Source organism: Nocardioides sp. SR21 (assembly GCF_022761125.1).
GTDB lineage: Bacteria > Actinomycetota > Actinomycetes > Propionibacteriales > Nocardioidaceae > Nocardioides.
The window spans coordinates 145,803-170,149 of record NZ_JAKWJR010000004.1; the positions used below are offsets into that span (position 1 = coordinate 145,803).

Annotated in this window: 24 protein-coding genes and 1 pseudogene; 17 read left to right on the plus strand and 8 right to left on the minus strand. The window is 71.0% G+C overall.

From position 1 onward, the window contains the following. The first annotated feature begins 4 nt into the window (after positions 1 to 4). From MJ604_RS09025 to MJ604_RS09040, 4 genes are read left to right on the plus strand one after another with little or no spacing between them, the layout of a single operon-like run. Positions 5 to 1,177 carry a hypothetical protein gene (locus tag MJ604_RS09025; protein WP_243058006.1) on the plus strand — a complete coding sequence of 391 codons (1,173 nt, stop codon included), beginning with the start codon at positions 5 to 7 and terminating at the stop codon, positions 1,175 to 1,177. A gap of 47 nt (positions 1,178 to 1,224) precedes the next feature. Beyond that, positions 1,225 to 2,223 (plus strand): hypothetical protein, encoded by a 999-nt coding sequence (locus tag MJ604_RS09030; protein ID WP_243058007.1) that lies wholly within the window; start codon positions 1,225 to 1,227, stop codon positions 2,221 to 2,223. A gap of 10 nt (positions 2,224 to 2,233) precedes the next feature. Next, the gene (locus MJ604_RS09035; RefSeq protein ID WP_243058008.1) at positions 2,234 to 3,142 is read left to right on the plus strand and encodes a glycosyltransferase family 2 protein; all 909 of its coding nucleotides are present in this window, start codon (positions 2,234 to 2,236) and stop codon (positions 3,140 to 3,142) included. Between the two features lie 9 nt (positions 3,143 to 3,151). Then, positions 3,152 to 3,934, plus strand: a complete 783-nt coding sequence (locus MJ604_RS09040) for a sulfotransferase (RefSeq protein WP_243058009.1) — start codon at positions 3,152 to 3,154, stop codon at positions 3,932 to 3,934. Positions 3,935 to 3,937: 3 nt separating this feature from the next. Here MJ604_RS09040 and MJ604_RS09045 read toward each other — a convergent pair whose 3' ends face one another. Continuing rightward, positions 3,938 to 5,623 carry an MFS transporter gene (locus MJ604_RS09045; RefSeq protein ID WP_243058010.1) on the minus strand — a complete coding sequence of 562 codons (1,686 nt, stop codon included), beginning with the start codon at positions 5,621 to 5,623 and terminating at the stop codon, positions 3,938 to 3,940. A 139-nt stretch (positions 5,624 to 5,762) separates the two neighbouring features. Between MJ604_RS09045 and MJ604_RS09050 the strand changes: the two genes are divergently transcribed. Next, on the plus strand, positions 5,763 to 5,927 hold the full coding sequence (locus tag MJ604_RS09050) for a hypothetical protein (protein WP_243058011.1): 165 nt from the start codon (positions 5,763 to 5,765) through the stop codon (positions 5,925 to 5,927). A gap of 7 nt (positions 5,928 to 5,934) precedes the next feature. Here MJ604_RS09050 and MJ604_RS09055 read toward each other — a convergent pair whose 3' ends face one another. Further along, a complete protein-coding gene (locus MJ604_RS09055; protein ID WP_243058012.1) occupies positions 5,935 to 6,948 on the minus strand; it encodes an endonuclease/exonuclease/phosphatase family protein in 1,014 nt (337 codons plus the stop codon). A gap of 126 nt (positions 6,949 to 7,074) precedes the next feature. Between MJ604_RS09055 and MJ604_RS09060 the strand changes: the two genes are divergently transcribed. The 3 genes from MJ604_RS09060 (at position 7,075) to MJ604_RS09070 (ending at position 9,506) form a co-directional block, all read left to right on the plus strand. Further along, complete coding sequence (locus MJ604_RS09060; RefSeq protein ID WP_243058013.1) at positions 7,075 to 7,257, plus strand: DUF5302 domain-containing protein; 183 nt, start codon at positions 7,075 to 7,077, stop codon at positions 7,255 to 7,257. Positions 7,258 to 7,373: 116 nt separating this feature from the next. After that, positions 7,374 to 7,907, plus strand: a complete 534-nt coding sequence (locus MJ604_RS09065) for a MaoC family dehydratase (RefSeq protein ID WP_243058014.1) — start codon at positions 7,374 to 7,376, stop codon at positions 7,905 to 7,907. 132 nt (positions 7,908 to 8,039) lie between these two features. After that, on the plus strand, positions 8,040 to 9,506 hold the full coding sequence (locus MJ604_RS09070; RefSeq protein ID WP_243058015.1) for a peptide MFS transporter: 1,467 nt from the start codon (positions 8,040 to 8,042) through the stop codon (positions 9,504 to 9,506). Here MJ604_RS09070 and MJ604_RS09075 read toward each other — a convergent pair. Continuing rightward, positions 9,478 to 10,665 carry a sugar MFS transporter gene (locus MJ604_RS09075; protein WP_374458342.1) on the minus strand — a complete coding sequence of 396 codons (1,188 nt, stop codon included), beginning with the start codon at positions 10,663 to 10,665 and terminating at the stop codon, positions 9,478 to 9,480. The genes MJ604_RS09070 and MJ604_RS09075 overlap by 29 nt on opposite strands. 110 nt (positions 10,666 to 10,775) lie before the next feature. On the opposite strand from MJ604_RS09075, the gene MJ604_RS09080 reads away from it, so the two are divergent. From MJ604_RS09080 to MJ604_RS09090, 3 genes are all read left to right on the plus strand, one after another. Further along, a complete protein-coding gene (locus tag MJ604_RS09080) occupies positions 10,776 to 12,740 on the plus strand; it encodes an NAD-binding protein (protein ID WP_243058017.1) in 1,965 nt (654 codons plus the stop codon). Positions 12,741 to 13,318: 578 nt separating this feature from the next. Then, the gene (locus MJ604_RS09085; protein WP_243058018.1) at positions 13,319 to 13,936 is read left to right on the plus strand and encodes a DUF6758 family protein; all 618 of its coding nucleotides are present in this window, start codon (positions 13,319 to 13,321) and stop codon (positions 13,934 to 13,936) included. A 10-nt stretch (positions 13,937 to 13,946) separates the two neighbouring features. Continuing rightward, entirely contained in the window at positions 13,947 to 14,807 is an 861-nt protein-coding gene (locus MJ604_RS09090; protein WP_243058019.1) for a PHP domain-containing protein, read from the plus strand. On the opposite strand, the gene MJ604_RS09095 is transcribed toward MJ604_RS09090, so the two are convergent. Next, the gene (locus MJ604_RS09095; RefSeq protein ID WP_243058020.1) at positions 14,758 to 15,519 is read right to left on the minus strand and encodes an SDR family oxidoreductase; all 762 of its coding nucleotides are present in this window, start codon (positions 15,517 to 15,519) and stop codon (positions 14,758 to 14,760) included. The two genes, MJ604_RS09090 and MJ604_RS09095, sit on opposite strands and share 50 nt — an antisense overlap. 61 nt (positions 15,520 to 15,580) lie before the next feature. Here MJ604_RS09095 and MJ604_RS09100 point away from each other — a divergent pair, with 61 nt between their 5' ends. Together MJ604_RS09100 and MJ604_RS09105 are read left to right on the plus strand one after the other, a co-directional pair. Continuing rightward, positions 15,581 to 16,411: a ParA family protein gene (locus MJ604_RS09100; protein ID WP_243058021.1), complete on the plus strand. Its 831-nt coding sequence runs from the start codon at positions 15,581 to 15,583 to the stop codon at positions 16,409 to 16,411. Further along, complete coding sequence (locus MJ604_RS09105) at positions 16,408 to 17,085, plus strand: L,D-transpeptidase (RefSeq protein WP_243058022.1); 678 nt, start codon at positions 16,408 to 16,410, stop codon at positions 17,083 to 17,085. The genes MJ604_RS09100 and MJ604_RS09105 overlap by 4 nt, the downstream gene beginning before the upstream one ends. 6 nt (positions 17,086 to 17,091) lie before the next feature. Here the strand turns inward: MJ604_RS09105 and MJ604_RS09110 are convergent. After that, positions 17,092 to 18,426: pseudogene (locus tag MJ604_RS09110) on the minus strand (DEAD/DEAH box helicase); the annotation flags it as partial. A 223-nt stretch (positions 18,427 to 18,649) separates the two neighbouring features. Here MJ604_RS09110 and MJ604_RS09115 point away from each other — a divergent pair. After that, positions 18,650 to 19,339 (plus strand): ferritin-like fold-containing protein, encoded by a 690-nt coding sequence (locus tag MJ604_RS09115; protein WP_243058024.1) that lies wholly within the window; start codon positions 18,650 to 18,652, stop codon positions 19,337 to 19,339. Positions 19,340 to 19,380: 41 nt separating this feature from the next. Here MJ604_RS09115 and MJ604_RS09120 read toward each other — a convergent pair whose 3' ends face one another. From MJ604_RS09120 to MJ604_RS09130, 3 genes are all read right to left on the minus strand, one after another. Further along, the gene (locus tag MJ604_RS09120; protein WP_243058025.1) at positions 19,381 to 19,650 is read right to left on the minus strand and encodes a hypothetical protein; all 270 of its coding nucleotides are present in this window, start codon (positions 19,648 to 19,650) and stop codon (positions 19,381 to 19,383) included. A gap of 77 nt (positions 19,651 to 19,727) precedes the next feature. Further along, on the minus strand, positions 19,728 to 19,949 hold the full coding sequence (locus MJ604_RS09125) for a DUF3107 domain-containing protein (RefSeq protein WP_243058026.1): 222 nt from the start codon (positions 19,947 to 19,949) through the stop codon (positions 19,728 to 19,730). Positions 19,950 to 19,984: 35 nt separating this feature from the next. Next, positions 19,985 to 20,566 (minus strand): TetR/AcrR family transcriptional regulator, encoded by a 582-nt coding sequence (locus MJ604_RS09130; RefSeq protein WP_279235715.1) that lies wholly within the window; start codon positions 20,564 to 20,566, stop codon positions 19,985 to 19,987. A 268-nt stretch (positions 20,567 to 20,834) separates the two neighbouring features. Between MJ604_RS09130 and moeZ the strand changes: the two genes are divergently transcribed. The 3 genes from moeZ to MJ604_RS09145 are packed head-to-tail and all read left to right on the plus strand — an operon-like array spanning position 20,835 to position 24,278. Next, a complete protein-coding gene (gene moeZ, locus MJ604_RS09135; RefSeq protein WP_243058028.1) occupies positions 20,835 to 22,034 on the plus strand; it encodes an adenylyltransferase/sulfurtransferase MoeZ in 1,200 nt (399 codons plus the stop codon). Positions 22,035 to 22,082: 48 nt separating this feature from the next. Further along, positions 22,083 to 23,342, plus strand: coding sequence for a hypothetical protein (locus MJ604_RS09140; protein ID WP_243058029.1), 1,260 nt, complete (start codon positions 22,083 to 22,085; stop codon positions 23,340 to 23,342). Positions 23,343 to 23,399: 57 nt separating this feature from the next. Next, positions 23,400 to 24,278 carry a hypothetical protein gene (locus MJ604_RS09145; protein WP_243058030.1) on the plus strand — a complete coding sequence of 293 codons (879 nt, stop codon included), beginning with the start codon at positions 23,400 to 23,402 and terminating at the stop codon, positions 24,276 to 24,278. The last annotated feature ends 69 nt before the right edge of the window (positions 24,279 to 24,347 follow it).

The following is a 24,347-nucleotide window of genomic DNA, read 5'->3' on the forward strand; positions in this document are numbered from 1 at the left end:
TCCCGTGTCCGACTCCGAGGCGGTCCCGGAAGGGGAGCCGCGCCCGCGGCTCTACCTGCACATCGGGCTGCCGAAGAGCGGATCGACGTTCCTCCAGTCGCTGCTCGGCGGCAACCGGTCGGCGCTGAAGGAGAGCGGGTACATCTACCCGTACGTCCGCCAGGAGGGCATGTTCCATGCCGCCCTCGAGATGGCGGGCAAGCCGGCGGCGTGGGGCCTGACCCCGGAGGCCGTCGAGGGCACGTTCGCCGACCTGCTGAGGCGCGGTCGCGGCTTCGGGGGCCGGGTGGTGATCAGCCACGAGATCTTCAGCGCGGCCAACGCCCAGCAGGTCGAGGTGATCGCCGAGCGGCTCGTGGACTTCGAGGTGCACCTCGTCGTCACCGTGCGCAACCTCGGCCGCGTCGTCACCGCGCAGTGGCAGGAGCGCGTGAAGAACGGCCACCCCGACTCGTTCGCGGAGTACTCCGACGCCGTCCTCGCCGACCTGCCGGGGGAGGGCGAGGACCAGGGGACGTCGGTGTTCTGGCGCGGCCAGGACCTCGCGGCGCTGCTCGCCCGGTGGGCGGTGGTGGCGCCGCCGGAGCGGACCCACGTCGTCGTCACGCCGGGTGCCGGTGCCGGCCCCGACGGTCTGTGGAACCGCTTCGCCACCGCGATCGACCTCCCTCCCGGCCTGGTCGACCCGGCCACCGCCCCGCAGGGCAACGAGTCCCTCGGCGCCGCGCAGGTCGCGTTCCTCCGCCAGACGCTCGGCGCCCTGGACGGCCGCCTCGAGCAGCCGTGGTACTCCGTGGTCGCGAAGCGCTGGTTCGCCCAGACGGTCCTGGGCACCGTGCGCGGGCGCAAGGCGGTCGCGCCGGCGCCCGTCGCCGAGCGGCTCACGGTCGTGGCCCGTTCGTGGATCGACCTGGTGAGCACCGGCGGCTACCAGGTGTACGGCGACCTCGCCGAGCTGGTGCCCGACGTACCCGCGCCGGGGACGCCGCCCCCCGACGAGGTCACCACCGCCGAGATGCTGGAGGGGCTGCCCGACGCGGTCGCGCTGATGCTGCTCCGGGCGCGCGACGACCGGGCCGCGATCCAGGCGCTGGAGGCGGAGAACGAGCTGCTCGCCGCCCAGGTCGCCGGGCTCACCGAAGCCGCGGAGCGCCGGCGTTGGTGGCACCGACGCTAGGTCGCCCTAGGCTGGGCCGTCGTAGTCGAGTGAGGACAGGAGCGGGTGTGGCGCAGCGGGTGATCCTGCACGTCGGGGCGATGAAGTCGGGGACGAGCTACCTCCAGCGCCTCCTCTTCCTCAACCAGGAGCGGCTGTCCACGCAGGGCGTGCTGGTGCCCGGCCAGGGCTGGCCCGAGCAGGTCCGCGCCGTCTCCGAGGTGCTCGAGCGCAAGCGGGTCGTGTCCGCCCCGCCCGAAGGTGCCTGGCAGGCACTCGTCGACGAGATCGCCGCCTGGACCGGCACGGCCGTCGTCTCGATGGAGTTCCTCGGCCCGGCGGCCGCGGCCAAGATCGAGAAGGTCGTGTCGTCCTTCCCGGCCGGCAGTGTCGAGGTCGTCGTCACCGCGCGCGACCTCGGCCGCAGCATCCCGGCGATGTGGCAGGAGACGGTCAAGAACGGGCGGTTCCTGCCCTACGACGAGTACGTCGCCGCCATCGCCGACCGCGAGGGCCTGGGCCGCCGCTTCTGGCGCGAGCAGGACGTCGCCGGCATCTGCGAGCGCTGGGCCGCCGCGGCCGGAGCCGAGCGGATGACCCTGGTGACCGTGCCGACGCCGGGCGCTCCGAGCACCCAGCTCTGGGAGCGGTTCGCGACCACGATCGGCGTCGACCCGGCGGGCTTCGCCGAGCCCGGCCCTACCAACGAGTCCCTGGGCGCCGCGTCGGCCGAGGTGCTGCGGCTGCTCAACGAGCGCGTCGACGGGATGGCGTACGGCGAGTACGCGCGCAAGGTCAAGCAGCAGCTGGCCAAGCGGGTCCTCGCGAAGCGTCGTGGCGAGGAGCCCGGTGTCGGCTACGAGCCGTCGAAGGGGGTGCGCGAGCGGTCCGCCCAGATGGTCGAGCAGCTCCGCGGCTCCGGTATCCGGGTCGTCGGCGACCTCGCCGAGCTGACCCCGCTGGCCGTGTCCGGCGCCCAGCCCGGTGCGCTGCCCGCCGAGGAGCAGCTGGCCGCCGCGATCGCCGCGATCGAGGGGCTGGTCCGTGGCTCGGGCGGTGCCAACTAGAGTGCCGGGCATGCCGCTGTTCCGTCGACGTACCTCTGAGGAGTCGGCGGGGAACCCGCAGGTCCTCGTGATGACGATGGCGCGCGACGAGGCCGAGATGCTGCCGCGCTGGGTGAAGCACTACGCCGAGCAGGTCGGGATCGAGAACCTCGTCGTCCTCGACGACAACAGCACCGACGGCTCGACCGACGACCTCGGCTGCACCGTGCACCGGCTGCCGCAGCTGCCCGGCCCCGGGTACGAAGGCGTCCGGATGCAGCTGCTCAGCGGGCTGGCCAGCGGCTTCCTCGCGCTCTACGACTACGTCGTCTTCGTCGACGCCGACGAGTTCCTGGTGGCCGACCCGACGAAGCACGCCGACCTCCCGAGCTTCCTCGCCACGCGGCGTGACCGCGACGTGATCGCGCCGGTGGCGCTGAACGTCGTGCACGTCGCGGACCTCGAGGGGCCGCTGGACGCGGACGAGCCGGTGCTCGGCCAGCGCCGGTTCGCGAAGTTCGCGCCGCTCATGTGCAAGCCGCAGGTCAAGCAGGTGCCGGCCGCGTGGAAGTGGGCGTCGCACGGCATCGAGGCCCCGTTCGCCATCGACACCGAGCTCTACATGCTGCACCTGAAGTTCGCCGACCGCGAGGCGCTCCGTCGGGTCGCCGCGCACCGTCGTGCGCTGGTCGAGGCCGACGGCCGGGCGATCAAGTCCAGCTGGTCCCGCGAGGCCGAGGAGATCGTCGCCGTCCTGGATCGTGCGACCGCCGGCGTCGACCCGGACCGGGTGGCCGAGTTCAACCCCGCCGAGGTCGACCTCAGCGGGATCGTCGAGCACAAGGGCGGCTGGTACCGCAGCGTCGGCCGCGGCCAGGTCGCCGCGCTCGAGCAGCAGCCGCTGCGCCGAGTGCCGAGCGCGCTGCTCGGGAAGGTCTGAGGAGGACACGTGCTGAGCAAGATCCGGGGGCGCAAGCAGCCCAAGACGTACGGCTACGTCTTCGTCGTGACCTACGGCCGCTCCGGCTCGACGCTGGTGCAGGGGCTGCTGAACACGCTGCCCCGCACGCTGGTCCGCGGCGAGAACAACATGTACGTCCTGCACCTGTTCCGCGCGATGCACTCGGTGCAGTCGTTCCGCAAGACGCACCTCAAGCACAACCCGAAGGCCAGCCACTCGGCGTTCTTCGGACTGAACGAGATCACCCCCGCGAGCTTCGTGGAGAGCACCCGCACCCTCGTCACCGGGCACCTGCTCGGGTCGGTGGCGCCGGACGAGGTCGACCGGCTCGGGTTCAAGGAGGTGCTCTGGCACAGGATCCGTCCGGCGGAGACCGAGGCGTTCTTCGACTTCCTCGACAAGGCCTTCCCCGGCGCGCAGTACGTCCTCAACGAGCGCAACCACGACAAGGTGGTCGGCTCCGGGTTCTGGCAGGGGCAGGACCAGGACGAGGTCATGCAGGCGATCACCCGGGTCGAGGAGATCCAGGCGTTCCTGCGCGAGACCCGCTCCGACCGGGTCCTCGACCTGCGCTACGAGCTGCTCACCAGCGAGGACCAGCCGACGTCCGACGCCCAGCTCCGCTCGATCGCCGAGTTCGTCACCGGCTCCTGCGACGACGCGCTGCTCGGACAGCTCCAGGAGACCCGCAAGACCGGCCACGGCCCGTACCCGTTCGGCAAGAGCCGCGACCGCGACAAGCGCCGCGCCGAGGCGGACTCGAGCGAGTAGCCGTCAGCGCGGCGGCTGCTCGACGTCGCCACGCGGCGTGAAGCGGTCGAGCATCGAGTCGACGACGGTTCCGGCTTCGCGGGCACTCGGCGGGTAGCCGAGCACGACCGGCAGGAAGTGGTCGGAGCCCAACGACAGGAGCCGGAGGTCCGTGCCTGCCCGCACGGTCGCCGTGCGACGGGTCCGCCGCAGCAGAGCGACCTCGCCGAAGCCGTCGCCGGGGCCGAGCGTGGCGACGACCTGTCCGTCCCCGATCACGGTGGCCTCGCCCGACTCGATCACGAAGTAGTGGTCGCCGATGTCGCCCTGGTCGAACAGGGCCTCGCCGGCGCGCACCTCCACGGTCTCCAGGCCACGCGCCAGCCTCTCGATGGCGGGCAGCGGCAGGACGCTCAGCATCGGCACCGACTGCAGCATCTCGATCTCGTGGTCGCGCACGTCGACGGATCGATCCATCCGGCGCAGCCGTCGCCACGAGGCCGCGGCCAGGACCGGGCACAGCAGACCGACGGCCACCAGTGCGGGGCGTACGCCGTACAGCTCGACCAAGCCCGAGGCCGCGATCGCGCCGATGCCGATCGCCAGGGCGACCACGCTCTCCAGGACTCCGAACACCCTGGCCAGCACCTCCTCCGCGGCGAGCCGTGCGAGGAGCGTGAACCCGCCGAGGTCGATCAGCGCGTTGCCGACGCCGACGCACGCCAGCATGCAGAGCGCCACGAGCTGCTCCGGCGCAAGACCGATCAGCGTGACCGGCAGTCCCCACAGCGCCACGCCGACGGCGAACCAGGCCCCGAGTCTCCGGGTGCCGAGCAGCAAGGCGGCAGCGAACGACCCGAGCACGGCGCCGGCCCCGATCGCCGCGGTGAGGACGCCGACACCCGGTTCGCCGGTCCCGAGCAGGTCGATGGCGACGACGACGGTGAGCACGGTCAGTGCGCCCCGGGTGAATGCCTGCGCTGCCGCCAGGCCCATGATCAGGGCGAGGTCGCCGTCCCGGCTGACGACCCGGATCCCTTCGGCCGCCGATCGGAGCAGGTCGGCCTCCATCGGTGCGGACGGTCGAGGCGGGGCGTCGTACCGCAGCCGCAGCAGCAGCGCCGCCGCCCAGAGGGAGGCTGCCGCCGCGACGGTGAAGACGACGGTGACGCCCGTGAGCTGGAGCAGCAGGGCGGCCAGGATCGGTCCGACCAGGGTGGCCGCGGAGTCCAGGAATCCTCGGACCACGTTGGCACTGGCGAGCTCGTAGCCGGTGTGGCACAGCGACGGCAGCAGTGCCGAGTGGGCAGGTCGGTACAAGGTGGCGGCGACCGTCGACAGCACCGCGAGTCCGTAGACGACCAGCGTCGAACCGCCCACGCCGACGACAACGGCGGCCGCGCCCGTCGCGGTACCGCGCAGCACCGACACCAGGACCAGCACGCGCTCCCGGCGTCCCCGGTCGGCCAGCGGTGACAGCAGTGGCGCCAGCAGCGCGGACGGCACCATCCGCAGCAGTCCGACCAGCCCGACGGCGGTCGCCCCACCGTCTCGGTAGGCCACGATCCCGAGCCCGACCGTGAACGCCCACTCCGCCGTCCACGCACCGAGGAAGCTGAGCTGGGCACGCCGGAGGTTGGGATTGCGGGCATTGCTGGTGAACGCGCCGGCGGCCTTGCCGACACTCGCCCGGAGTCGCTCACCCGCCATCCCGTGACGGTACTGCCGCCAGGCCCCGTGGAGGTTTGTCCAGACCGGCCTGGAGGTCGCGTACACCAAATGGGGGAAGTGGTGGAGTCACGCGTCACGCGTCAGGCGGCGAGCAACATCCGCCCCCGCTACCGTCGCGGTGCTCTCGACGCTCCGCCTGACGTCGAGCACCGCAGGGGCCATGCACGTCCGGCTCTCCCGGGCGGCGCCAGGCGTCAGCTACCGGTTCGTCGTGACGTTCACAGGCGACGCGTACGGAAAGCCGTCGTCGGCGACCAGCGCGACCGTCGTCATCAGCCGGTGACGTAGCGCTAGCCCTGCTCCGGCACGACCGGCACGCACACGGCGGTGTCGCTGCCGCTGGTGAGCTCGTACGTCGCCCATACGGCGCGGTGGTCGGACACGTTCGAGGCCAGCACCTGGGCGGCGAGCGGGGCCAGCTCGGCCGCGGAGCCGTCCCCGTGCATCAGGTAGTCGATCCGGTGCTGCGGCACGCCTGCGGGATGGGTCAGCCCGGCACCGTCGCCGATGGCCTGCCAGGTGTCGCGGACGGAGGAGCCGGCGGCGAGCAGGACCGGTGAGCCCGGCCGGGCGTTGAGGTCGCCGCCGAAGACCTTGGGGCGCGGGTCGGCGGCCAGGATCGGGGCGATCGCCCGCATCTGCTGCACCCGCGCGTCGGCGGAGGTGTGCTCGAGGTGCGTGCCGTAGACGCTCATCTCGGTCCCGTCGACGTCGACGACCGCGTTCAGCAGCCCGCGCTGCTGGGTGCCGGGCGGCGCCGGCAGGGCGGTGTTGGTGTACGACTCGATCGGGAAGCGGGACAGGATCGCGGTGCCGTAGAGGTTGGTCGCCGAGCGCCGTACGTTCGTCCCGAACGCCCAGGCCAGGCCCAGCTGGTCGGCGAGCACGGCCGGCATGTCGACCCCGCCGGTCCAGGCGCGACCCCGGTCGACCTCCTGGAGCAGGACCACGTCGGCGTCCCAGGTGGCGAGCTCCGAGGCGATCTCGCTGAGGCGGACGCTCCCGTCGGGGGTGCGCGCGGAGTGGATGTTGAACGTGAGGACGGTGAGCCGGGACCGGGTCCCGCCGTCGACGCACGTCTCCCGGTCGCCGGGGGACCGGGTGGGCCGGGGTGGCTTGGTCTGACCGGTCGCGGACGCCTCCGCGGTGGGTGTCGCGGTGGGTGTCACGGAAGGCGACGGGCTGGTGCGCGCGGCGGGCTGCTGCGGCTCGTCGGTCACGACCAGCAGGGCGGTGATGACCACGATCAGGAGGCCGACCATGACCGCCGTCAGCGCAGCGGTGTCGGAGATCCTCGAACGCACCCTGACTTCCCCCTCGATCTGCGGCGTCAGTCTAGGGCGCGCCCTCGGCGCGTATTACCGGTGGCCGATCTTGGACCTCCGTGCGAGGGTGGTTGGAACGTCCAGACCGTTCACGCAGGAGGAACCATGACCGACTCCCACGCCAACGACGACCTGAAGGCCAAGATGCGGGAGGCGCTGGACAAGAAGAACAACCACGAGCAGGGCGTGCACCAGGACGGTCCGGTGAAGGAGAAGGCGCACGGGTCCGAGGTCGTCGGCGGTGCTCCGAAGATGCACCGCCGGAAGGCCGGGGGCGGAGGGTCCTGAACCCGGGGCGGCGCGGGCCGCTCGCACGGACGGGTAGGCCCGCGTCGGCTCGGCCGTGAGATTACCCACAGGTAACCACGGGTGCGCCGAAGCGGATCGGCGGGCAGCATGGGCGCATGCAGTTCGGACGCAGCTATGAGGAGTTCGAGGTCGGCGCGACGTACAAGCACTGGCCCGGCAAGACGGTGACCGAGTACGACGACCACCTGTTCAGCCTGCTCACCATGAACCACCACCCGTTGCACATCGACGAGAACTACGCGGTGGAGACCACCCAGTTCGGCAAGAACGTCGTGGTCGGCAACTACATCTACTCGATCCTGCTCGGCATGAGCGTCCCGGACGTGTCCGGCAAGGCGATCGCCAACCTCGAGGTCGAGTCCCTGCGCCACGTCGCCCCGACGTTCCACGGCGACACGATCTACGGCGAGACCACCGTGCTCGACAAGTTCGAGTCGAAGTCGAAGGACGACCGCGGCGTCGTGTACGTCGAGACCATCGGCTACAAGCAGGACGGCACCGTCGTCTGCATCTTCCGCCGCAAGGTGATGGTGCCGAAGAACAGCTACCTCGAGGCGCGCGGCGGCGAGCAGCCCGGCCGCCCGACCCCGGTCCCCGACAAGAACTGGAGCGGCCCCGCCCCGAGCTAGCGAGGTGCGGGACCAACCGCGAGCGTCGAGGAGCGACGGGATGACCGACGCGTCTCGACACCGAGGACCCATCACCTGACTCACCCAGCCCGGGGGATGCGTCCCCGGTTCGGCCGGAGGCACGGTGGTCCGATGACCACCACGACGCAGGGCGAGGAGCCCGCGCAGCTCGACCGGGGCTTCTTCGGGCAGCCACGCCCGCTCGCGAACCTGTTCGGCGTCGAGATGTGGGAGCGGTTCAGCTTCTACGGCATGCAGGGCATCCTGCTGATCTACCTGTACTACTCGGCGTCCGAGGGCGGCCTCGGCATCGACAAGGCCACCGCGACCGGCATCGTCGGCGCGTACGGCGGCACCGTCTACCTGGCCACGATCCTGGGCGCCTGGATCGCCGACCGGGTGCTCGGTCGCGAGCGCACGCTGTTCTACGCCGCGAGCATCGTGATGCTCGGCCACATCGCGCTGGCGGTCGTGCCGGACATCGCCGGCATCGCCATCGGCCTACCGCTGATCGCGCTCGGCAGCGGTGGCGTCAAGGCGAACGCGACCTCGATGGTCGGCGCGCTCTACGCCCCCGAGGACGAGCGCCGCGACGCCGGCTTCTCGCTGTTCTACATGGGCATCAACATCGGCGCCTTCTTCGGCCCGCTGCTGACCGGCTGGTTCCAGGAGAACAAGGGCTTCCACTACGGCTTCGGGCTCGCCGCGATCGGCATGTTCTTCGGGCTCGTGCAGTACACGATCGGCCGGCGCCGGCTCCCCGAGTCGACGCGGGTCGTGGCGAACCCGCTGGATCCATCCGAGAGGCTCAAGTACGGCGGCGCGCTGGTGGCGTTCGTGGTCGTGCTGGCCGCGCTCCTGGCGACCGGTGTGGTCAACTCCGGCAACCTGTCCGACTGGGTCATCGGGGTGACTGTGGTCGCCGCGCTGGCGTACTTCGTGCTGATGCTGACCAGCTCGCACGTCACCGCGCTCGAGCGCAGCCGGGTCTGGGCGTTCGTCCCGCTGTTCATCACCAACGCCGTGTTCTGGTCGCTGTACCAGCAGCAGTTCACCGTGGTGACCGTCTACTCCGACGAGCGGGTCGACCGGGTCTTCGGCGACTGGACGATGCCGGTGTCGTGGGTGCAGTCGATCAACCCGGTCTTCATCATCCTGTTCGCGCCGGTGTTCGCGGCCGTGTGGACCAGGATGGGGTCTCGGCAGCCGTCGACACCGGTGAAGTTCGGGGTGGGCACCGTGCTCATGGGCGCGGCGTTCCTGCTGTTCCTGCTCCTGCCCTCCGGGGAGAACACGGTGTCGGTGTTCGCGCTGGCCGGGGTGCTGCTGGTGTTCACCCTCGCTGAGCTGTTCATCTCGCCGCCCGGGCTGTCGGTCACGACGAAGCTGGCGCCGCAGCAGTTCAACACCCAGATGGTCGCGCTGTACTTCCTGTCGATCGCGCTCGGGACCGCGATGTCGGGACGGCTGGCCGAGTACTACGACCCCGACGACGAGACCGGCTACTTCCTGATCATCGGGTTGGTCGCGATCGCGGCCGGCGTGGTCCTGCTGCTCTGCACCAGGCCGATCAGGAAGCTGATGGCCGGGGTGCACTGACCGCGGCCGCGATCCGCGGCGCGAACGCCGGCGCCAGCGGGATGATCCCGAGGACCAGCACCATCGGTACGGCGAAGCCGAGCCGCAGGTTGTCCGCGCCGACGATGCCGGTGAGGACGGAGCCGAGCAGCGCGCCCACGTAGTTGAACTGGTTGAACCGGGCGATCACCGCGTCCACGCGGGCCTGCCGCTGCGCCGGCTCGAAGCCCTCGCCGCCCGCGATCTTCGCCGCGGCCGAGAAGCTCAGCGGAGCGACGACCGCGACGCCGGCGCCGAGGATCGCGAAGCCGACGACCGCGACCTGCCAGGTGGACGAGAACACGACGATCGCGAGCGCGCCGGCGCCGACCAGTGCCCCGACGCGGAGCACGACGACCGGGCCGAACCGCGCGACCAGTCCGTCGCCGGCCATCCGGACGATGCCGCTGGCCAGCAGGTAGGCCATCGCGGAGAGGGCGACGTACCGCTCCGGGGTGTCGAAGGTGTGGTCGAGGAACAGCGGGCCCCAGGTCTGCACGGCCGTGTCGACCATGTAGAAGAGCACCATCGCGACACCGACCAGCAGGATCGGCCGCCAGGGCACCGCGACCTCCGAGGCGAGCTCGGTCGGACCGTGGTCGCGGGGGAGGAACGGGCCGAACGCCACGAGCAGGGGGATCACCGCGACCGCCGCGCCGACCTCGAGGGGCAGGTCGGTGGTGGCGAGCGTGACGCCCGCTCCGATCACGCCGCCCAGGGTCCACGCGCCGTGGAACGACGGCAGGATCGGCCGCTCGTAGCGGTGCTCGAGTGCCACCGCCTGCATGTTCGTCGAGGCGTCGACGACACCGAGGCCGAGGCCGTAGAGCGCGATGCCGCCGATGTAGAAGCCCATCGCCTGGGCGGTGCAGAGCATCGCGACTCCGACCGCCACGACGATGAGGCCGGTGCGCAGCAGCAGCGCGCTGTCCTTCCGCTTCGCGAGCGCCTCGGCCACCACCGAGCCGGCGCCGGCGAGCAGGATCATCATCAGCAGGATCAGCGACAGCTGGACGTCCGAGATGTCCCACCGGTCCTGGAACTCCGGCAGCCTGGTCGTGAGGCTGAGCAGGATGAGGCCCTGGGTGAGGAAGCCGGCCGCGACGGCGACCCGGCAGCGGGTGATGTCCACGGCCCGCATGGTGCCATGCGCCACGTCCGCAGGGCGGCCGGTTCCCCGAAAAGGCGTGTCGAGGGCCTCCGACTACGAAACGATGCCCCGAGGGTGCTCGACCGAGTGGGAGATGAGAGATGGCGCGGACCGGCCAGCAGATGCGGCAACGGACGGCGAGGGCGATGGCCCAGCCGAAGGGCGCTGCCGGCCCCAGCAACGTGAGGACGGTCGCCGAGCCGAGGTCGAGCCTCGGGGACCGGTTGCGCTACCGCTTCGACAACAGCATGTCGCGGGGCACGCCGGCGTTGATCGCATGGCTGTCGGTCGTGACGTTGCTGCTCATCATGCTCTTCACCGTCATCGTCCAGGTCTTCAACCTGCGTGACGACAGCGAGGACGTCGGGTTCTTCCGGGAGATCTTCCAGAACCTCTTCCACGCCCTCGACCCGGGCACCGTCGCGGGCGACGGGTTCACCTCGTGGCAGTTCCTGATCACGATGCTGGTCCTGACGATCGCGGGCCTCTTCATCGTGAGCGCGCTGATCGGCGTCATCGCCGCCGGCATCGACACCAAGCTCGCCGACCTGCGCCGCGGTCGCTCGATCGTGCTCGAGCAGGACCACACCGTGATCCTGGGCTGGTCGGACTCGATCTTCACGATCGTCCGCGAGCTCACCATCGCCAACGAGAGCCGCAGGAAGCCGGTGATCGTGATCCTCGCCGACCGCGACAAGGTCGACATGGAGGACGAGCTGCGCGCCAAGGTCGACGACTTCCGCGGCACCCGCGTGATCTGCCGCAACGGCTCGCCCATGGACATCGACGACCTCCGCCTGAGCAGCCACACCACGGCCCGCTCGGTGATCCTGCTCGCGCCGCAGGAGTCCGAGGACCCCGACAGCGAGGTCATCAAGACCCTGCTCGCGCTGACCCATGCCGGACCGGACGGGCCGCGGATCGTCGCCGAGATCCGCAACCCCACCAACCTCGAGGCGGCCCGCCTCGTCGGCGCCAACCGCACCGTGCTCCTCGACATCCGCGAGACCGTCGCGAAGCTCGTCGTCCAGACGTCGCGCCAGTCCGGCGCCGCGGCCGTCTACACCGAGCTGTTCGACTACGGCGGCGACGAGATCTACTTCCTCGAGGAGCACCACCTCGACGGGAAGACGTACGGCGAGGTGCAGCTCGGCTTCGAGCAGGCCACCGTCATCGGCGTGATCGCCGACGGCGTACCGAAGCTGAACCCGACCACCGACACCGTCATCGCCGGCCACACGCTGATCGTCGTGGCCGAGGACGACTCGGTCCTCAAGGGCGACCCGGACGCGACGGTCGCGCCCGACCTGAGCCAGCTCGGCACCGGCCTGGGCCAGGACGACCAGGCGACCCAGGCGCTGCTGATCGGGTGGAACGAGCGCGCGCCGATCGTGCTGCGCGAGATGGACAAGTACGCCACGCCCGGATCGACGCTGACCGTCCTGACGTCGTTCGACGTCCGCGACGTGCCGCAGCTGAGCACCCTCCAGGTGACGGTGGCGCCCGGTCCCACGACCGACCGCAGGACCCTCGAGGAGCACGTGCGCCCGGACCTCGACCAGGTGCTGGTGCTCTGCTACTCCGACGACCTCGAGCCGCAGGCCGCCGACGCGAGGACCCTCGTCACGCTGCTGCACGTGCGCGACATCCTGTCCCGCTTCGACGCGACCACGCCGGTGGTCAGCGAGATGCTCGACGACCGCAACCGCGTGCTCGCCCAGGTCGCGCACGTCGACGACGTCGTCGTCAGCGGTGAGATCGTCAGCCTGCTGGTCACCCAGCTGTCGGAGGACCACCGCCTGGAGGCGGTCTTCGACCAGCTCCTCGGCGACGAGGGGAGCGAGATCTACCTCCGCCCCGCCGAGTGGTACGTCGAGCCCGGCGCCGAAGTCAGCTACGCGACGATCATTGCCGGCGCCTCCCGCCGCAACGAGACCGCGCTCGGCTACAAGTCCGCGGCCCTCGCCGAGGGCGAGGCGTCCTTCGGTGTCCGCGTGAACCCGCCCAAGTCCGAGACCTTCCAGGTCCTCCCCGGCGACCGGGTCGTGGTGCTCGCCGACGACTGAGGCACGGTGGTCGAGCAAGGCGCTCTGGCGCCTGTCGCGAACCACCCGACGCGCAGGTCGAACGGCGGGGCCGTGCGGGTCCGTCGTGGTCGGCCGCCGACAGGCTCTTCGCGGGTACGGCGGGCTTCGGGCTGGCGCTGGCGTGGTATCGAGGGTGGCTACGACATCGGCACGTCGTACGAGCCGGCCCCGCTGGTCATCGACCGCGTCTGCTGCTCCAGCTGGTTGACTTGACGGCCTGTTCTGTCGCTTGACGGCCGTTGCAACCCCCGACAAGCGACGGAATACCCGGTCGACCGGGTACTCCGACCGAATCAGGGCAGCAGAACGACCGTCTCGGCGCTCGCCGCCACCACCAGGACGTTCACCCGGACCGGCCCGACCGTCAGCACCTACGAAGTCCGAGCGGACCGACATCTCCGCTGACCACGACCCCGCCGACCACGGCCGGCGGGGCGACAGGCATGCAAGAACCGGTACCGCCCACGGACGCACAGGCCGCCGGGCCTCCCGAGTTCGCGCAGGCCATCGGGCGCCGCCTCTTGACGCGGAGCGCCGGGAACTTCACCGTGGAGCGCATGTCGCTGGCGGTGGGCTGCGTGCGGTGCACGGCACCGGTGCTGCCCTGCCCTGAGCACGGGGAGGGGCCGGCGCTCTGGCGGCCGACCGAGGCGACGTACGACGCGTTCGCGGAGCACCTGGGGGCGGCGCGGCAGTTCCCGACGTACCTGCCGTGGCCGATCAGCCCGGGTTGGACGGTGACGGACTTCGCCGCGGTGTCGGACGGTGACGGCCGGCCGCGGGCGACGCTGACCTGCACGTCGGGCACCAGCGAGCTGGACGGGCCGGTCGACGTGCTGGTGGTCGCGGAGGAGGCCGGCACCGGTCTCGGGGCGCGCTGCGCTCGCAGCCGGTACGACGACCCGGGCGCCGAGATCGGGGAGCGCGCGCCGACGGCGAAGGTGCGGATCGGGAGCCAGTCGGTGAACCTGTGGGACGTGTCGACGCACTCGTCCGACGGCGAGTTCGACCGGTCGGTCGTCGCCGGCGAGGCCGGCGGCCGGTGGCTCTGGATCGTGCTGCGCCCGGCGTCCGCGCTGCTGCTGCTCCGCGACGACTGGATCCTGCGTGACGTGTCCCACGTCGGCCCTCAGCTCGTGGAACTCCCGTTCGGCGCCCACCGACCGGCCTGGTGAAATCGTCCCCATGCGGATCGACCTGCACACGCACTCGCGCGCGAGCGACGGGACCGACACCCCGGCCGAGCTCGTGCGTGCTGCGGCCGCGTCCGGCCTCGACGTCGTGGCGTTGACCGACCACGACACCGCCGACGGCTGGGCCGAGGCGCAGGCCGAGGCCGACCGGGTCGGCATCGAGCTGGTGCCCGGCATGGAGATCAGCACCAACCACCGCGGCCGGGGCGTGCACCTGCTGGCCTACTACGTCGACCCGACGCACCCGCCGCTCGTCGCCGAGCTCGAGCGGATCCTGCACGGCCGCGCGGCCCGCGTGCCGACGATGATCGCCCGCCTCAACGCCCTCGGCATCGCCATCACCGAGGACGACGTACGGCGTGCCGCCGCCGGTGCCGTCGCGTCAGGCCGGCCCCACGTCGCGGACGCGCTGGTGACCAAGGGCGTGGTGCCCGACCGCACGGCGGCGTTCGACCGCTACCTCGGTTGGGGCAAGCCGGCGCACGTCGACCGGTACGCCGCGCCGCTCGAGGCGGCGGTCCGCGCGGTCGCCGGTGCCGGGGGAGTGTCGGTGGTCGCGCACCCGTGGGGCCGGGGCGGGTACGGCCGGCCCGAGGAGGCGACCCTCGCGGCGCTGAAGGAGGTCGGGCTGACCGGCATCGAGGTCGACCACCAGGACCACGACGCGGCCGACCGGGACGAGCTCCGCGCGATCGCGCGCAACCTGGACCTGGTGGTCACCGGGTCCAGCGACTACCACGGCTACGGGAAGCAGGACCACGACCTCGGCTGCAACACCACGGCGCCGGCGGAGCTGGAGCGGCTCACTTCCGCCCGAGCGACTGGAACTTCTGGAGCACGCCGGTCGGAATGATCCGCGCCGCGGTCGCGATCGTCTTGTACTGCGGGCTCGGGATCGAGAAGACCTTGCCCTTGGCGTGGTCCTTGAGCGCGGTGCGCACCAGCTCGTCGGCGTCGAGCCACATGAAGTCGGGCGCGGAGCCGCGGCCGACCTCCATCCGCTCGTGGAACTCGGTCTTCGTGAAGCCCGGGCACAGGCAGGTGACCGTCACGCCGCGGTCGGCGTACTCGTGCGCCGCCCACTCCGAGAAGCTGTTCACGTAGGCCTTCGCCGCGGAGTACGACCCGCGCGGCAGGAACGCCGCCACGCTCGAGACGTTGATGATGCCGCCGCTGCCGCGCTCCGACATCACGCCCAGGGCCGCGTGGCTGAGCCGCATCACCGCGGTGACCAGGACCTCGAGCATCGCCTGCTCCTGGTCGACGGTGTTGTCGAGGAACCGCTTCTTCAGCCCGAACCCCGCGTTGTTCACCAGCAGGTCGATCGGTCGGGCCGCGTCGGCCAGCCGCGCCTCGACGGTCGCGAGCTCGGCGCGGTCGGCCAGGTCGGCGGCCAGCACCTCCACGGAGACGCCGTACGTCGCGTGCAGCTCGTCGGCCTCGGCCTCCAGGCGGGCCCTGTCGCGGGCAACGAGCACGAGGTCGTAGCCCCGCTCGGCGAGCTGGTGGGCGAAGGAGCGGCCGATGCCCGCGGTGGGGCCGGTGACAAGAGCGGTCTGGGACATGGCGCAAGTCAAACAGGTGGGTACACGATCTGCGCACACCCGTCGGGCATGATGGGCAGCGATGACCACGACACTCGCGATCGCCAACCAGAAGGGCGGGGTCGCCAAGACGACCACGGTCGCCTCGGTGGGTGCCGCGCTCGCGGAGCTGGGCAGCTCCGTGCTGCTCGTCGACCTCGACCCGCAGGCGTGCCTGACGTTCTCGCTCGGCATCGACCCCGAGGACCTCGAGCTGTCGGTCCACCACGTGCTGACCAAGGGCCTCGACCCCACCGAGGTGATCCTCGAGACCGAGGACGGCGTCGACCTGGTGCCGGCCACCATCGAGCTCGCCCGCGCCGAGGCCGAGCTGCTCACCCGCACCGGTCGCGAGCACGTGCTCAAGACGATGATCGAGTCGCTCGAGGAGAGCGACCTCGAGTACGACTGGGTCCTGCTGGACTGCCCGCCCTCGCTGGGCGTCCTCACGGTCGCCGCCCTGACCGCGGCCGACGGCGTGCTGGTGCCGCTGCAGTGCGAGACCCTCTCGCACCGTGGTGTGGGGCAGCTGCTCGACACCGTCCACGACGTACGCCGCTTCACGAACCGCGGCCTCGAGGTCTGGGGTGTGCTGCCGACGCTGTACGACGGCCGCACCAACCACGCGCGCACGGTGCTCGAGACGATCTCGGACACCTACGACCTCGAGGTGATCGAGCCGCCGATCCCCAAGACCATCAAGTTCGCCGAGGCGCCGGCCGCCGGCCGCTCGATCCTCGCGACCAACCGCAGCAGCAAGGGCGCGCAGGCCTACCGCGAGGTGTCGGCGAACCTGGTGGAGCGCTCGAAGCGTCCGCAGAAGACGGCCCAAAAGAAGGCACAGAAGAAGGCGCAGAAGAAGGCCCAGCGATGAGCCAGCACCGCGGCGCCCCGGTGCGCCCCCGCTACGGCCGCCTGGCCGTCCTCGGCTCGTCCCTCGCGGTCACGATGATCGCGGTGCTCGGCGGCACCGGCGTGCTGTCGAGGACGACCGGTGGCGACGCCGGTGACGGGGGAGCGGCCGCGGCCGTCGCCCCGGTTGCCCAGCCGTCCGAGTCGCCGTCCGAGTCGCCGTCCGAGTCGCCCTCCGAGACGTCGACCACCGAGGTCGACCAGTCCGAGGAGCCGGTGGTCGAGGAGGACGCGCTGCCCGCGGACTCCGGGACCGGCCGGCGGATCGTGTTCAGCGAGAGCGAGCAGCGGGTCTGGCTGGTCAGCAAGGGCCAACAGGTGGACCGCACCTACCTCGTGTCGGGCAGCCTCACCGACAACCTCGACCCGGGCACCTACGAGGTGTACTCGCGCTCCGAGCAGGCGTGGGGGATCGACGACTCCGGCACGATGGAGTTCTTCGTGCGCTTCACCCAGGGCGACACCGGCGCCGCGATCGGCTTCCACACGATTCCCGTGGACGACGGCAAGCCGGTGCAGACCGCGGCCCAGCTGGGGACGCCGCAGTCGCACGGCTGCATCCGTCAGAAGCGGGCCGACGCGATCGCGCTGTGGGACTTCGCGCCCATCGGCACGACCGTCGTCGTCACCGCTTAGCGACTACTCCGCGGCGGGAGCCTTCGGGGCACCGCCACCGGAGCGACGGCGCCGGCTGCGGTTGCGCTTCGGGCGGGCCTCGCCGTCGGCGGCCGGCGCCGAGGTGCCGGGCGCACCCGACTCCGGGGCGACCTTCTCGCCGTTGCGGGTGCGGGTGCGGTTCCGGTTGCTGCGCTCGCGCGGCGCGCGCTCCTCGCGGGGCTTGCGCTCCACCGGCGCCGGGTCGACGACGCGACCCTTGGTGCCCGGCGGGATGCCCTGGTCGTGGAACAGGTGGTCGGACGTGGAGTAGGTCTCGACCGGCTCGTCGAACGGCAGGTCGAGCGCCTTGTTGATCATCTTCCAGCGCGCGATGTCCTGCCAGTCGACGAACGTGATCGCGATGCCGCTCGCGCCGGCGCGACCGGTGCGGCCGATCCGGTGGACGTAGGTCTTGTCGTCCTCGGGGCAGGTGTAGTTGATGACGTGCGAGACGCCGCGGACGTCGATGCCTCGCGCGGCGACGTCGGTCGCCACCAGCACCTGGATCTTGTCCTCGCGGAACTTCGTCAGCGCCTTCTCGCGGGCGATCTGCGCCATGTCACCGTGCAGCGGGCTGGCCTTGAAGCCGCGCTCGGTGAGGTCGTCGGCGACGCGCTGCGCCTGCCGCTTGGTGCGGGTGAAGACGATGATCTTCTCGACGTCCTCGGCCTGCAGCACCCGGCCGATGATCTCCGGCTTGTCCAGGTCGTGGCACTGGTAGATGAACTGCGCGGTCGCCGGCACGGTGGCGTTCTCGTACGACGACTCCGCGCGGATGTTCATCGGGTGGCGCATGTGCATGCGGGCCAGCGAGACGATCGCGGCCGGCATGGTCGCCGAGAACAGCATCGTCTGGCGGGTCTCGGGGGTCTTGCGCAGCAGCGTCTCGACGTCGGGCAGGAAGCCCAGGTCGAGCATCTCGTCGGCCTCGTCGAGCACGAGCGCGTGCACGTGCGAGAGGTCGAGGACGCGGCGGTTGGCGAGGTCGATCAGGCGGCCCGGCGTGCCGACGACGATGTCGACGCCGGTCTCCAGCGCCTCGATCTGACCCTCGTAGCCGACGCCGCCGTACACGGTGAGGACGCGGAGGCCGAGGTCCTTGCTGGCGAGGTGGAGGTCGTTGGAGACCTGGAGCGCGAGCTCACGGGTCGGGGCGACGATCAGCGCCTGCGGCTTGCCCTGCGGCAGGTCGGCGTACGCCGGGTCCGACGGCGTGACGCTGCGCTGCAGCACCGGGATGCCGAACGCGAGGGTCTTGCCGGTGCCGGTGCGGGCCTGGCCGATCAGGTCGGTGCCCAGGAGTGCGACGGAGAGGGTCATCTCCTGGATCGCGAAGGGCGTGGTGATGTTGGCGCGCTCGAGCGCGTCGCAAATCTCGGGGAGCACCCCGAGCTCTCGGAACGTGGTGATGGCTCTGTCGCTTTCGTGAGTCACTGCCGTCGGTTTGCGGCGGACTCAAGAGCGGTCTGCCGCGCACATACGCGGGTGCGCCCGGAGGTGGGCGCGACCTCGATCGCATCGAGTCTATCGGTAGGGTGCGCACGTGACCGCATCCACGCCCGTCGCCTTCGAGGATCCTCAGTACCGCGACGCGGTCGTGGACCTGCTCGGCGCGATCGCGTACGGCGAGATCTCGGCGTTCGAGCGGCTCGCCGAGGACGCCAAGCTGGCGCCGTCCCTCGAGGACAAGGTCGCGATCGTCTCGATGGCGACCGCGGAGTTCGGGCACGTGGCGGCGCTCAACGGACGGCTCACCCAGCTGGGCGTCGACCCGTTCGAGGCGATGGCGCCGTTCCGCGAGCCGATCGACCGGTTCCACGAGTACACCGCGCCCGCCGACTGGTACGAAGGCCTGATCAAGGCGTACGTCGGCGACGGCATGGCCAACGACTTCTACCGCGAGATCGCGGCGTACCTCGACCCCGAGACCCGCGACCTGGTGGTCGCGGCGCTGGAGGACGCCGGGCACTCGGCGTTCGTGGTGGACCGGGTCCGGGCGGCGATCGCCGCCGACCCGCGCCTCGGCGGCCGGCTGGCGCTGTGGGGCCGGCGGCTGATGGGGGAGGCCCTCACCCAGGCCCAGCGGGTGGCCGCCGACCGGGACGCGCTGTCCGCCCTGCTCGCCGGCGGCGTCGACCGCCCCGGCCTCGACCTGGCCGCGATCGGCCGGATGTTCACCCGGATCACCGAGCGCCACGCCGCGCGGATGTCCGAGCTCGGGCTCGACAGCTGACCGAGCGGCACTCCCGGCGCGTCGGCATGCCGGGGCTCAGGTCACGAGCGCGCGCGTCCGAAGCGGCCCGCGGCGAGCGAGACCAGGATCGCGGCGACCACGACCTGCCAGCCGTGGCGCCACCAGTCGAAGCCGCGGGTGTTGAGGTCGAAGAAGATCCCGTAGAGGAAGTTCCCGAGCAGCACGCCGCCGATGCCGCACAGCACGGTGAGCCAGAGCGGGATGTTGTCCCGGTCGCCGGGCGCCACCAGCTTGCCGAGCAGCCCGATGATCGTGCCGCCGATCAGCGCCCACAGCAGGGCAGAGAGCATGTCTCAGCCTTCCGTAGCAGGTCTCGACACGCCGGTCGCTCGCTCGCCCACCATCAGCGGGTCCTCTCCGCGTTCCGCTAGGAGCGGAAGCCGACCTGGCCGGCGGTGCCGTGGCCGATCTCGACGTACGCGAGCTTCGCGGCCGGCACGATGACCCGGCGACCCTTCGTGTCGGTCAGGGCGATGACGCCCTCGCCGGAGACGGCGTCCGCGACCAGCTTCTCGATGGCCTCGGTCGACTCATCGGTCTCGATGGTCAGCTCACGGGCGGCGTTCTGGACGCCGATCTTGACCTCCACGAGGTCCTCCTTCTAGTTCTGCGTTCGGGGGTGGATCAGTGCTCGAGCGGGTAGCCGCGGATGCCGCGCCAGGCCAGCCCGGCCACCAGGGCGGCGGCGTCGGACTTGGAGATCGCGCCCGGGTCCGAGAGCCAGAACCGGGCACTCACCTGCGCCATTCCCACCAGCGAGACGGCCAGCAGCCGCGACGCGTCGTCGGGCAGGCCGGTGTCGTCGTGGATGACGTGCGCGATCATCGCCGCGCACTCGGTGGTGACGCGGTCGACGTGCTCGCGCACGGCCGGCTCGTTGGTCAGGTCGGACTCGAACACCAGGCGGAACGCGCCGGTGTCGCCGGCGACGTACTCGAAGAAGGCGTCCATCGTGGCCGCGACGCGCTGCTTGTTCTCGGTCGTGGACTCGAGCGCCTCGCGGCAGCCGGCGATGATCATGTCGCAGGACTGGTCGAGCAGCGCGAGGTAGAGGTCGAGCTTGCCGGGGAAGTGCTGGTAGAGCACCGGCTTCGAGACGCCGGCGCGGTCGGCGATGTCGTCCATCGCCGCCGCGTGGTAGCCCTGGGCGACGAAGACCTCGAGCGCGGAGCTCATCAGCTGCGCGCGACGCTCGCGACGGGGCATCCGGCCTCCGCGCGGTCGCACGGCCGGGGCGTCGTACTGCTCTGCGGTCACGCGGCGAAGACTACCCGGGACGCGCAGCGGACCGGGTGAGGGTGGTCGAGCGAGCCGCGCGACCGAGGAACGAGGTCGCGACCGGCGTGTCGAGACGTGCCGCCGGTCACTCGCGTCCGGATGACGGGACGCCGCGACCCGCCGCTGAGATCGGCGGGGAACATGGGAGGACCTGAGGTTGTTCGAACCGTCGAACCGACCAGTCAAGGAGTAAGCCGTGTCCTTTCCCGCGCTCGTGGAGCCTGCGGACGAACTGACCATCGACGAGGTACGCCGCTACAGCCGGCACCTCATCATCCCGGACGTCGGGATGTCGGGTCAGAAGCGCCTGAAGAACGCCAAGGTGCTCGTGATCGGCGCCGGCGGTCTCGGCAGCCCCGCGCTGCTCTACCTGGCCGCGGCCGGCGTGCACACGCTGGGCATCGCGGAGTTCGACGAGGTCGACGAGTCGAACCTGCAGCGCCAGATCATCCACGGCCAGTCCGACATCGGGAAGTCCAAGGCGGTGTCGGCCAAGGAGTCGATCGCCGAGGCGAACCCGTACGTCAACGTGATCCTCCACGAGACGCGTCTCGACAACGACAACGTCATGGAGATCTTCAAGGGCTACGACCTGATCGTCGACGGCACCGACAACTTCGCGACGCGGTACATGGTCAACGACGCGGCGTACTTCCTGGGCATCCCGTACGTCTGGGGCTCGATCTACCGTTTCGACGGCCAGGCCTCGGTGTTCGCGCCGACGCTCGCCGACGACGCGCCGTGCTACCGCTGCCTCTACCCCGAGCCCCCGCCGCCGGGCATGGTCCCGAGCTGCGCGGAGGGCGGCGTGCTCGGCGTGCTCTGCGCCAGCATCGGCTCGATCCAGGTCAACGAGGCCATCAAGCTCCTGACCGGCATCGGCGAGCCGCTGGTCGGCAAGCTGATGATCTACGACGCCCTCGAGATGGAGTACCGCAAGCTCAAGGTGCGCAAGGACCCGAACTGCGCGCTGTGCGGTGAGAACCCGACCGTCACCGGCCTGATCGACTACGAGACGTTCTGCGGCGCGATCTCCGACGACGCGGCCGAGGCCGCTGCCGGCTCGACGATCTCGGTCGTCCAGCTCGAGCACATGCTGAAGGAGCGCGAGGAGGGCACCCGCGACTTCGTCCTGGTGGACGTGCGCGAGCCCAACGAGTACGAGATCAACCAGATCCCGGGCTCGGTCCTGATCCCCAAGGGCGACTTCCTCAACGGCAAGGCGCTGGAGCAGCTGCCGTCGGACAAGCAGATCGTCATGCACTGCAAGTCGGGCGTCCGCTCGGCCGAGACGCTCGCGATCGTGAAGGGTGCCGGGTACGCCGACGCCGTCCACGTCGGCGGCGGCGTGGTCGCCTGGGTCAACCAGATCGACCCCTCGCAGCCGTCGTACTGACCGCACGTGTGATTACGTGAAGACGTGAACTCGGGAACACGTCTGGTAGTGGCGGTGCTGGCGGGCCTTCTGGTGACCGCCGGCCCGCCGGCCGCCGCCCAGCCCGCCCTTGAGCGGAGCCAGGGCGTCACCACCCGCGCGTCGCTCGCGAGCGACGGGTCGCAGGCGGACGCGGCGAGCATCAATCCGGCCATCTCCGCGGACGGGCGGTACGTCGCCTTCTACTCGGAGGCGACGAACCTGGTGCCCGGCGACACCAACGGTGTCGGCGACGTCTTCGTCCGCGACCGCACGGGCGGGACGACCCAGCGCGTCTCGGTCGCCAGCACGGGTGAGCAGGGCAGCGGGCCGGCGATCTGGCCGTCGATCTCCTCCGACGGGCGGTACGTCGCCTTCGCGTCACCGTCCCCCGAGCTGGTTCCGGACGACACGAACGAGCGGTTCGACGTGTTCGTCCGCGACCTCAAGGAACAGACCACCGAACGGGTCTCGGTCGGCGACGACGAGCTCCAGTCCGAGTCCGGCGGGACGCTGCCGCAGATCTCCGGCGACGGACGGTTCGTGATCTTCGCGTCCGAGTCGGGCCTGGACCCCGACCAGCCCGAGGAGAGCCGGTCGCCGTACGCCGCCTTCGTGCGCGACCGGACTGCCGGGACCACGACGTGGGTTCCGGACGTGGAGCTCGCCTCTGCCTATCACGTGGGCCTTTCCGAGCACGGGCGGTACGTCGCCTTCGTCTCCGGCTCCCCGTTGACTCCGGACGACACGGGTTTCCTCGACGTCTACGTCCGGGACCGGCGCACCGGGACGTCGCGCCTGGTCTCGATCTCCAGCCACCGCGTCTCGGCGTCCGGCGTGTCGATCTCGGGGAACGGGCGCTTCGTCGCCTACACGGGCGTGCGGCGCCCCCGCACCGGCCCGCAGGTCTACGTCCGCGACCTGGCGCGCAACACGACCATGAACGCGTCGGTGAACAGGCGCGGCGCCCCGGGCAACGACAAGTCCATGGACCCCGTGCTGTCCCGCGACGGTCGGTACATCGTCTTCTGGTCGCAGGCGAGCAACCTCGTCCCGCATGCGGGTGGTCGGACGCTCTTCTACGGCCGCGACCTGCGCTCGGGCGCCATGCAGCTCCTCTCCGTGAGCAGCGCCGGAGCCAGGCCGAACCACCCCATGTCGGGCGGGGCCAGGCTGGCGGTCTCGGCGACCGGGCGGTTCGTCGCGTTCCCGGCCCGGGCGACCAATCTCGTCCGGAACGACACCAACGACCGCGGCGACGTCTTCGTCCGCGACCGGCGCCCTCGCTGACCGAGGTCGTCCGTACCAGCGCGTAACGTGATCGCGGTCGGCCTCGTTGTGCGTGACATGAGCCTCAACCGAAGCCAGTTCGCCGCGGTGTTCGCGGCCGTGACCGTGACGATCATGACCGCCGCGCTGATGGCGATCTCCCCGGCTCCCGCCAACGCCGCGCCCGCCTGGGCGCCGGCGGACACGGCGAAGATCCACCCCGGGACGATGATGTACACCCAGGGCGCCCAGTGCACGGCGAACTTCGTGTTCACCGACGGCGCCAGCAACGTGTACGTCGGCTACGCCGCCCACTGTGCGGGCACCGGCGAGGCCACCGACACCGACGGCTGCCAGGCCGGCACCCTGCCGCTGGGCACCAAGGTGACGTTCAACGAGGGCGGCTCCCTGATCTCCGAGGGCACCAAGGTGGGCTCGGGCACCTTGGTGTACTCGTCCTGGGACACCATGCACAAGCTCGGCACCACCGACGCGAACACCTGTGCCTACAACGACTTCGCGCTGGTGAAGGTGGACGCCGCCGACGTCGGCAAGGTCAACCCGAGCATCCCGTTCTGGGGCGGCCCGGTCGGCATCGACACCGACGGCACCGCGGCCGGTGACCGGGTCTACACCTACGGCAACTCCAGCCTGCGCGCCGGCATCGAGCTGCTCTCGCCGCACACCGGCATCAGCCTCGGCGACTCCGCCGCGGACGCCGGCTGGTCGCACCCGCTCTACACCGTGACCCCGGGCGTCCCCGGTGACTCCGGCTCGGCCTTCGTGAGCGAGGACGGCAAGGCCATCGGCACCCTCTCGACCCTGGGCCTGGCGCCGCTCCCGGCGTCCAACAACATCGGTGACCTGGCCAAGGAGCTGGCCTTCGCGCAGCAGCACTCCGGCATCGCGGGCCTGAAGCTCGTGAACGGCACGGAGCCCTTCTCGCCCATCCTCTGACAGAGCCTCTCACGGGGGACAGACGGCCCCATCCCATCGGGATGGGGCCGTCTGCCGTGCGTTGGTAGG

Coding starts and splice junctions, on each gene's coding strand:
- MJ604_RS09035 (WP_243058008.1), top strand. CDS start 2,234: ATGCCGCTGTTCCGTCGACGTACCTCTGAGGAGTCGGCGGGGAACCCG.
- MJ604_RS09045 (WP_243058010.1), bottom strand. CDS start 5,623: ATGGCGGGTGAGCGACTCCGGGCGAGTGTCGGCAAGGCCGCCGGCGCG.
- MJ604_RS09060 (WP_243058013.1), top strand. CDS start 7,075: ATGACCGACTCCCACGCCAACGACGACCTGAAGGCCAAGATGCGGGAG.
- MJ604_RS09065 (WP_243058014.1), top strand. CDS start 7,374: ATGCAGTTCGGACGCAGCTATGAGGAGTTCGAGGTCGGCGCGACGTAC.
- MJ604_RS09070 (WP_243058015.1), top strand. CDS start 8,040: ATGACCACCACGACGCAGGGCGAGGAGCCCGCGCAGCTCGACCGGGGC.
- MJ604_RS09075 (WP_374458342.1), bottom strand. CDS start 10,665: ATGCGGGCCGTGGACATCACCCGCTGCCGGGTCGCCGTCGCGGCCGGC.
- MJ604_RS09080 (WP_243058017.1), top strand. CDS start 10,776: ATGGCGCGGACCGGCCAGCAGATGCGGCAACGGACGGCGAGGGCGATG.
- MJ604_RS09085 (WP_243058018.1), top strand. CDS start 13,319: ATGTCGCTGGCGGTGGGCTGCGTGCGGTGCACGGCACCGGTGCTGCCC.
- MJ604_RS09090 (WP_243058019.1), top strand. CDS start 13,947: ATGCGGATCGACCTGCACACGCACTCGCGCGCGAGCGACGGGACCGAC.
- MJ604_RS09095 (WP_243058020.1), bottom strand. CDS start 15,519: ATGTCCCAGACCGCTCTTGTCACCGGCCCCACCGCGGGCATCGGCCGC.
- MJ604_RS09100 (WP_243058021.1), top strand. CDS start 15,581: ATGACCACGACACTCGCGATCGCCAACCAGAAGGGCGGGGTCGCCAAG.
- MJ604_RS09105 (WP_243058022.1), top strand. CDS start 16,408: ATGAGCCAGCACCGCGGCGCCCCGGTGCGCCCCCGCTACGGCCGCCTG.
- MJ604_RS09120 (WP_243058025.1), bottom strand. CDS start 19,650: ATGCTCTCTGCCCTGCTGTGGGCGCTGATCGGCGGCACGATCATCGGG.
- MJ604_RS09130 (WP_279235715.1), bottom strand. CDS start 20,566: ATGCCCCGTCGCGAGCGTCGCGCGCAGCTGATGAGCTCCGCGCTCGAG.
- MJ604_RS09145 (WP_243058030.1), top strand. CDS start 23,400: ATGAGCCTCAACCGAAGCCAGTTCGCCGCGGTGTTCGCGGCCGTGACC.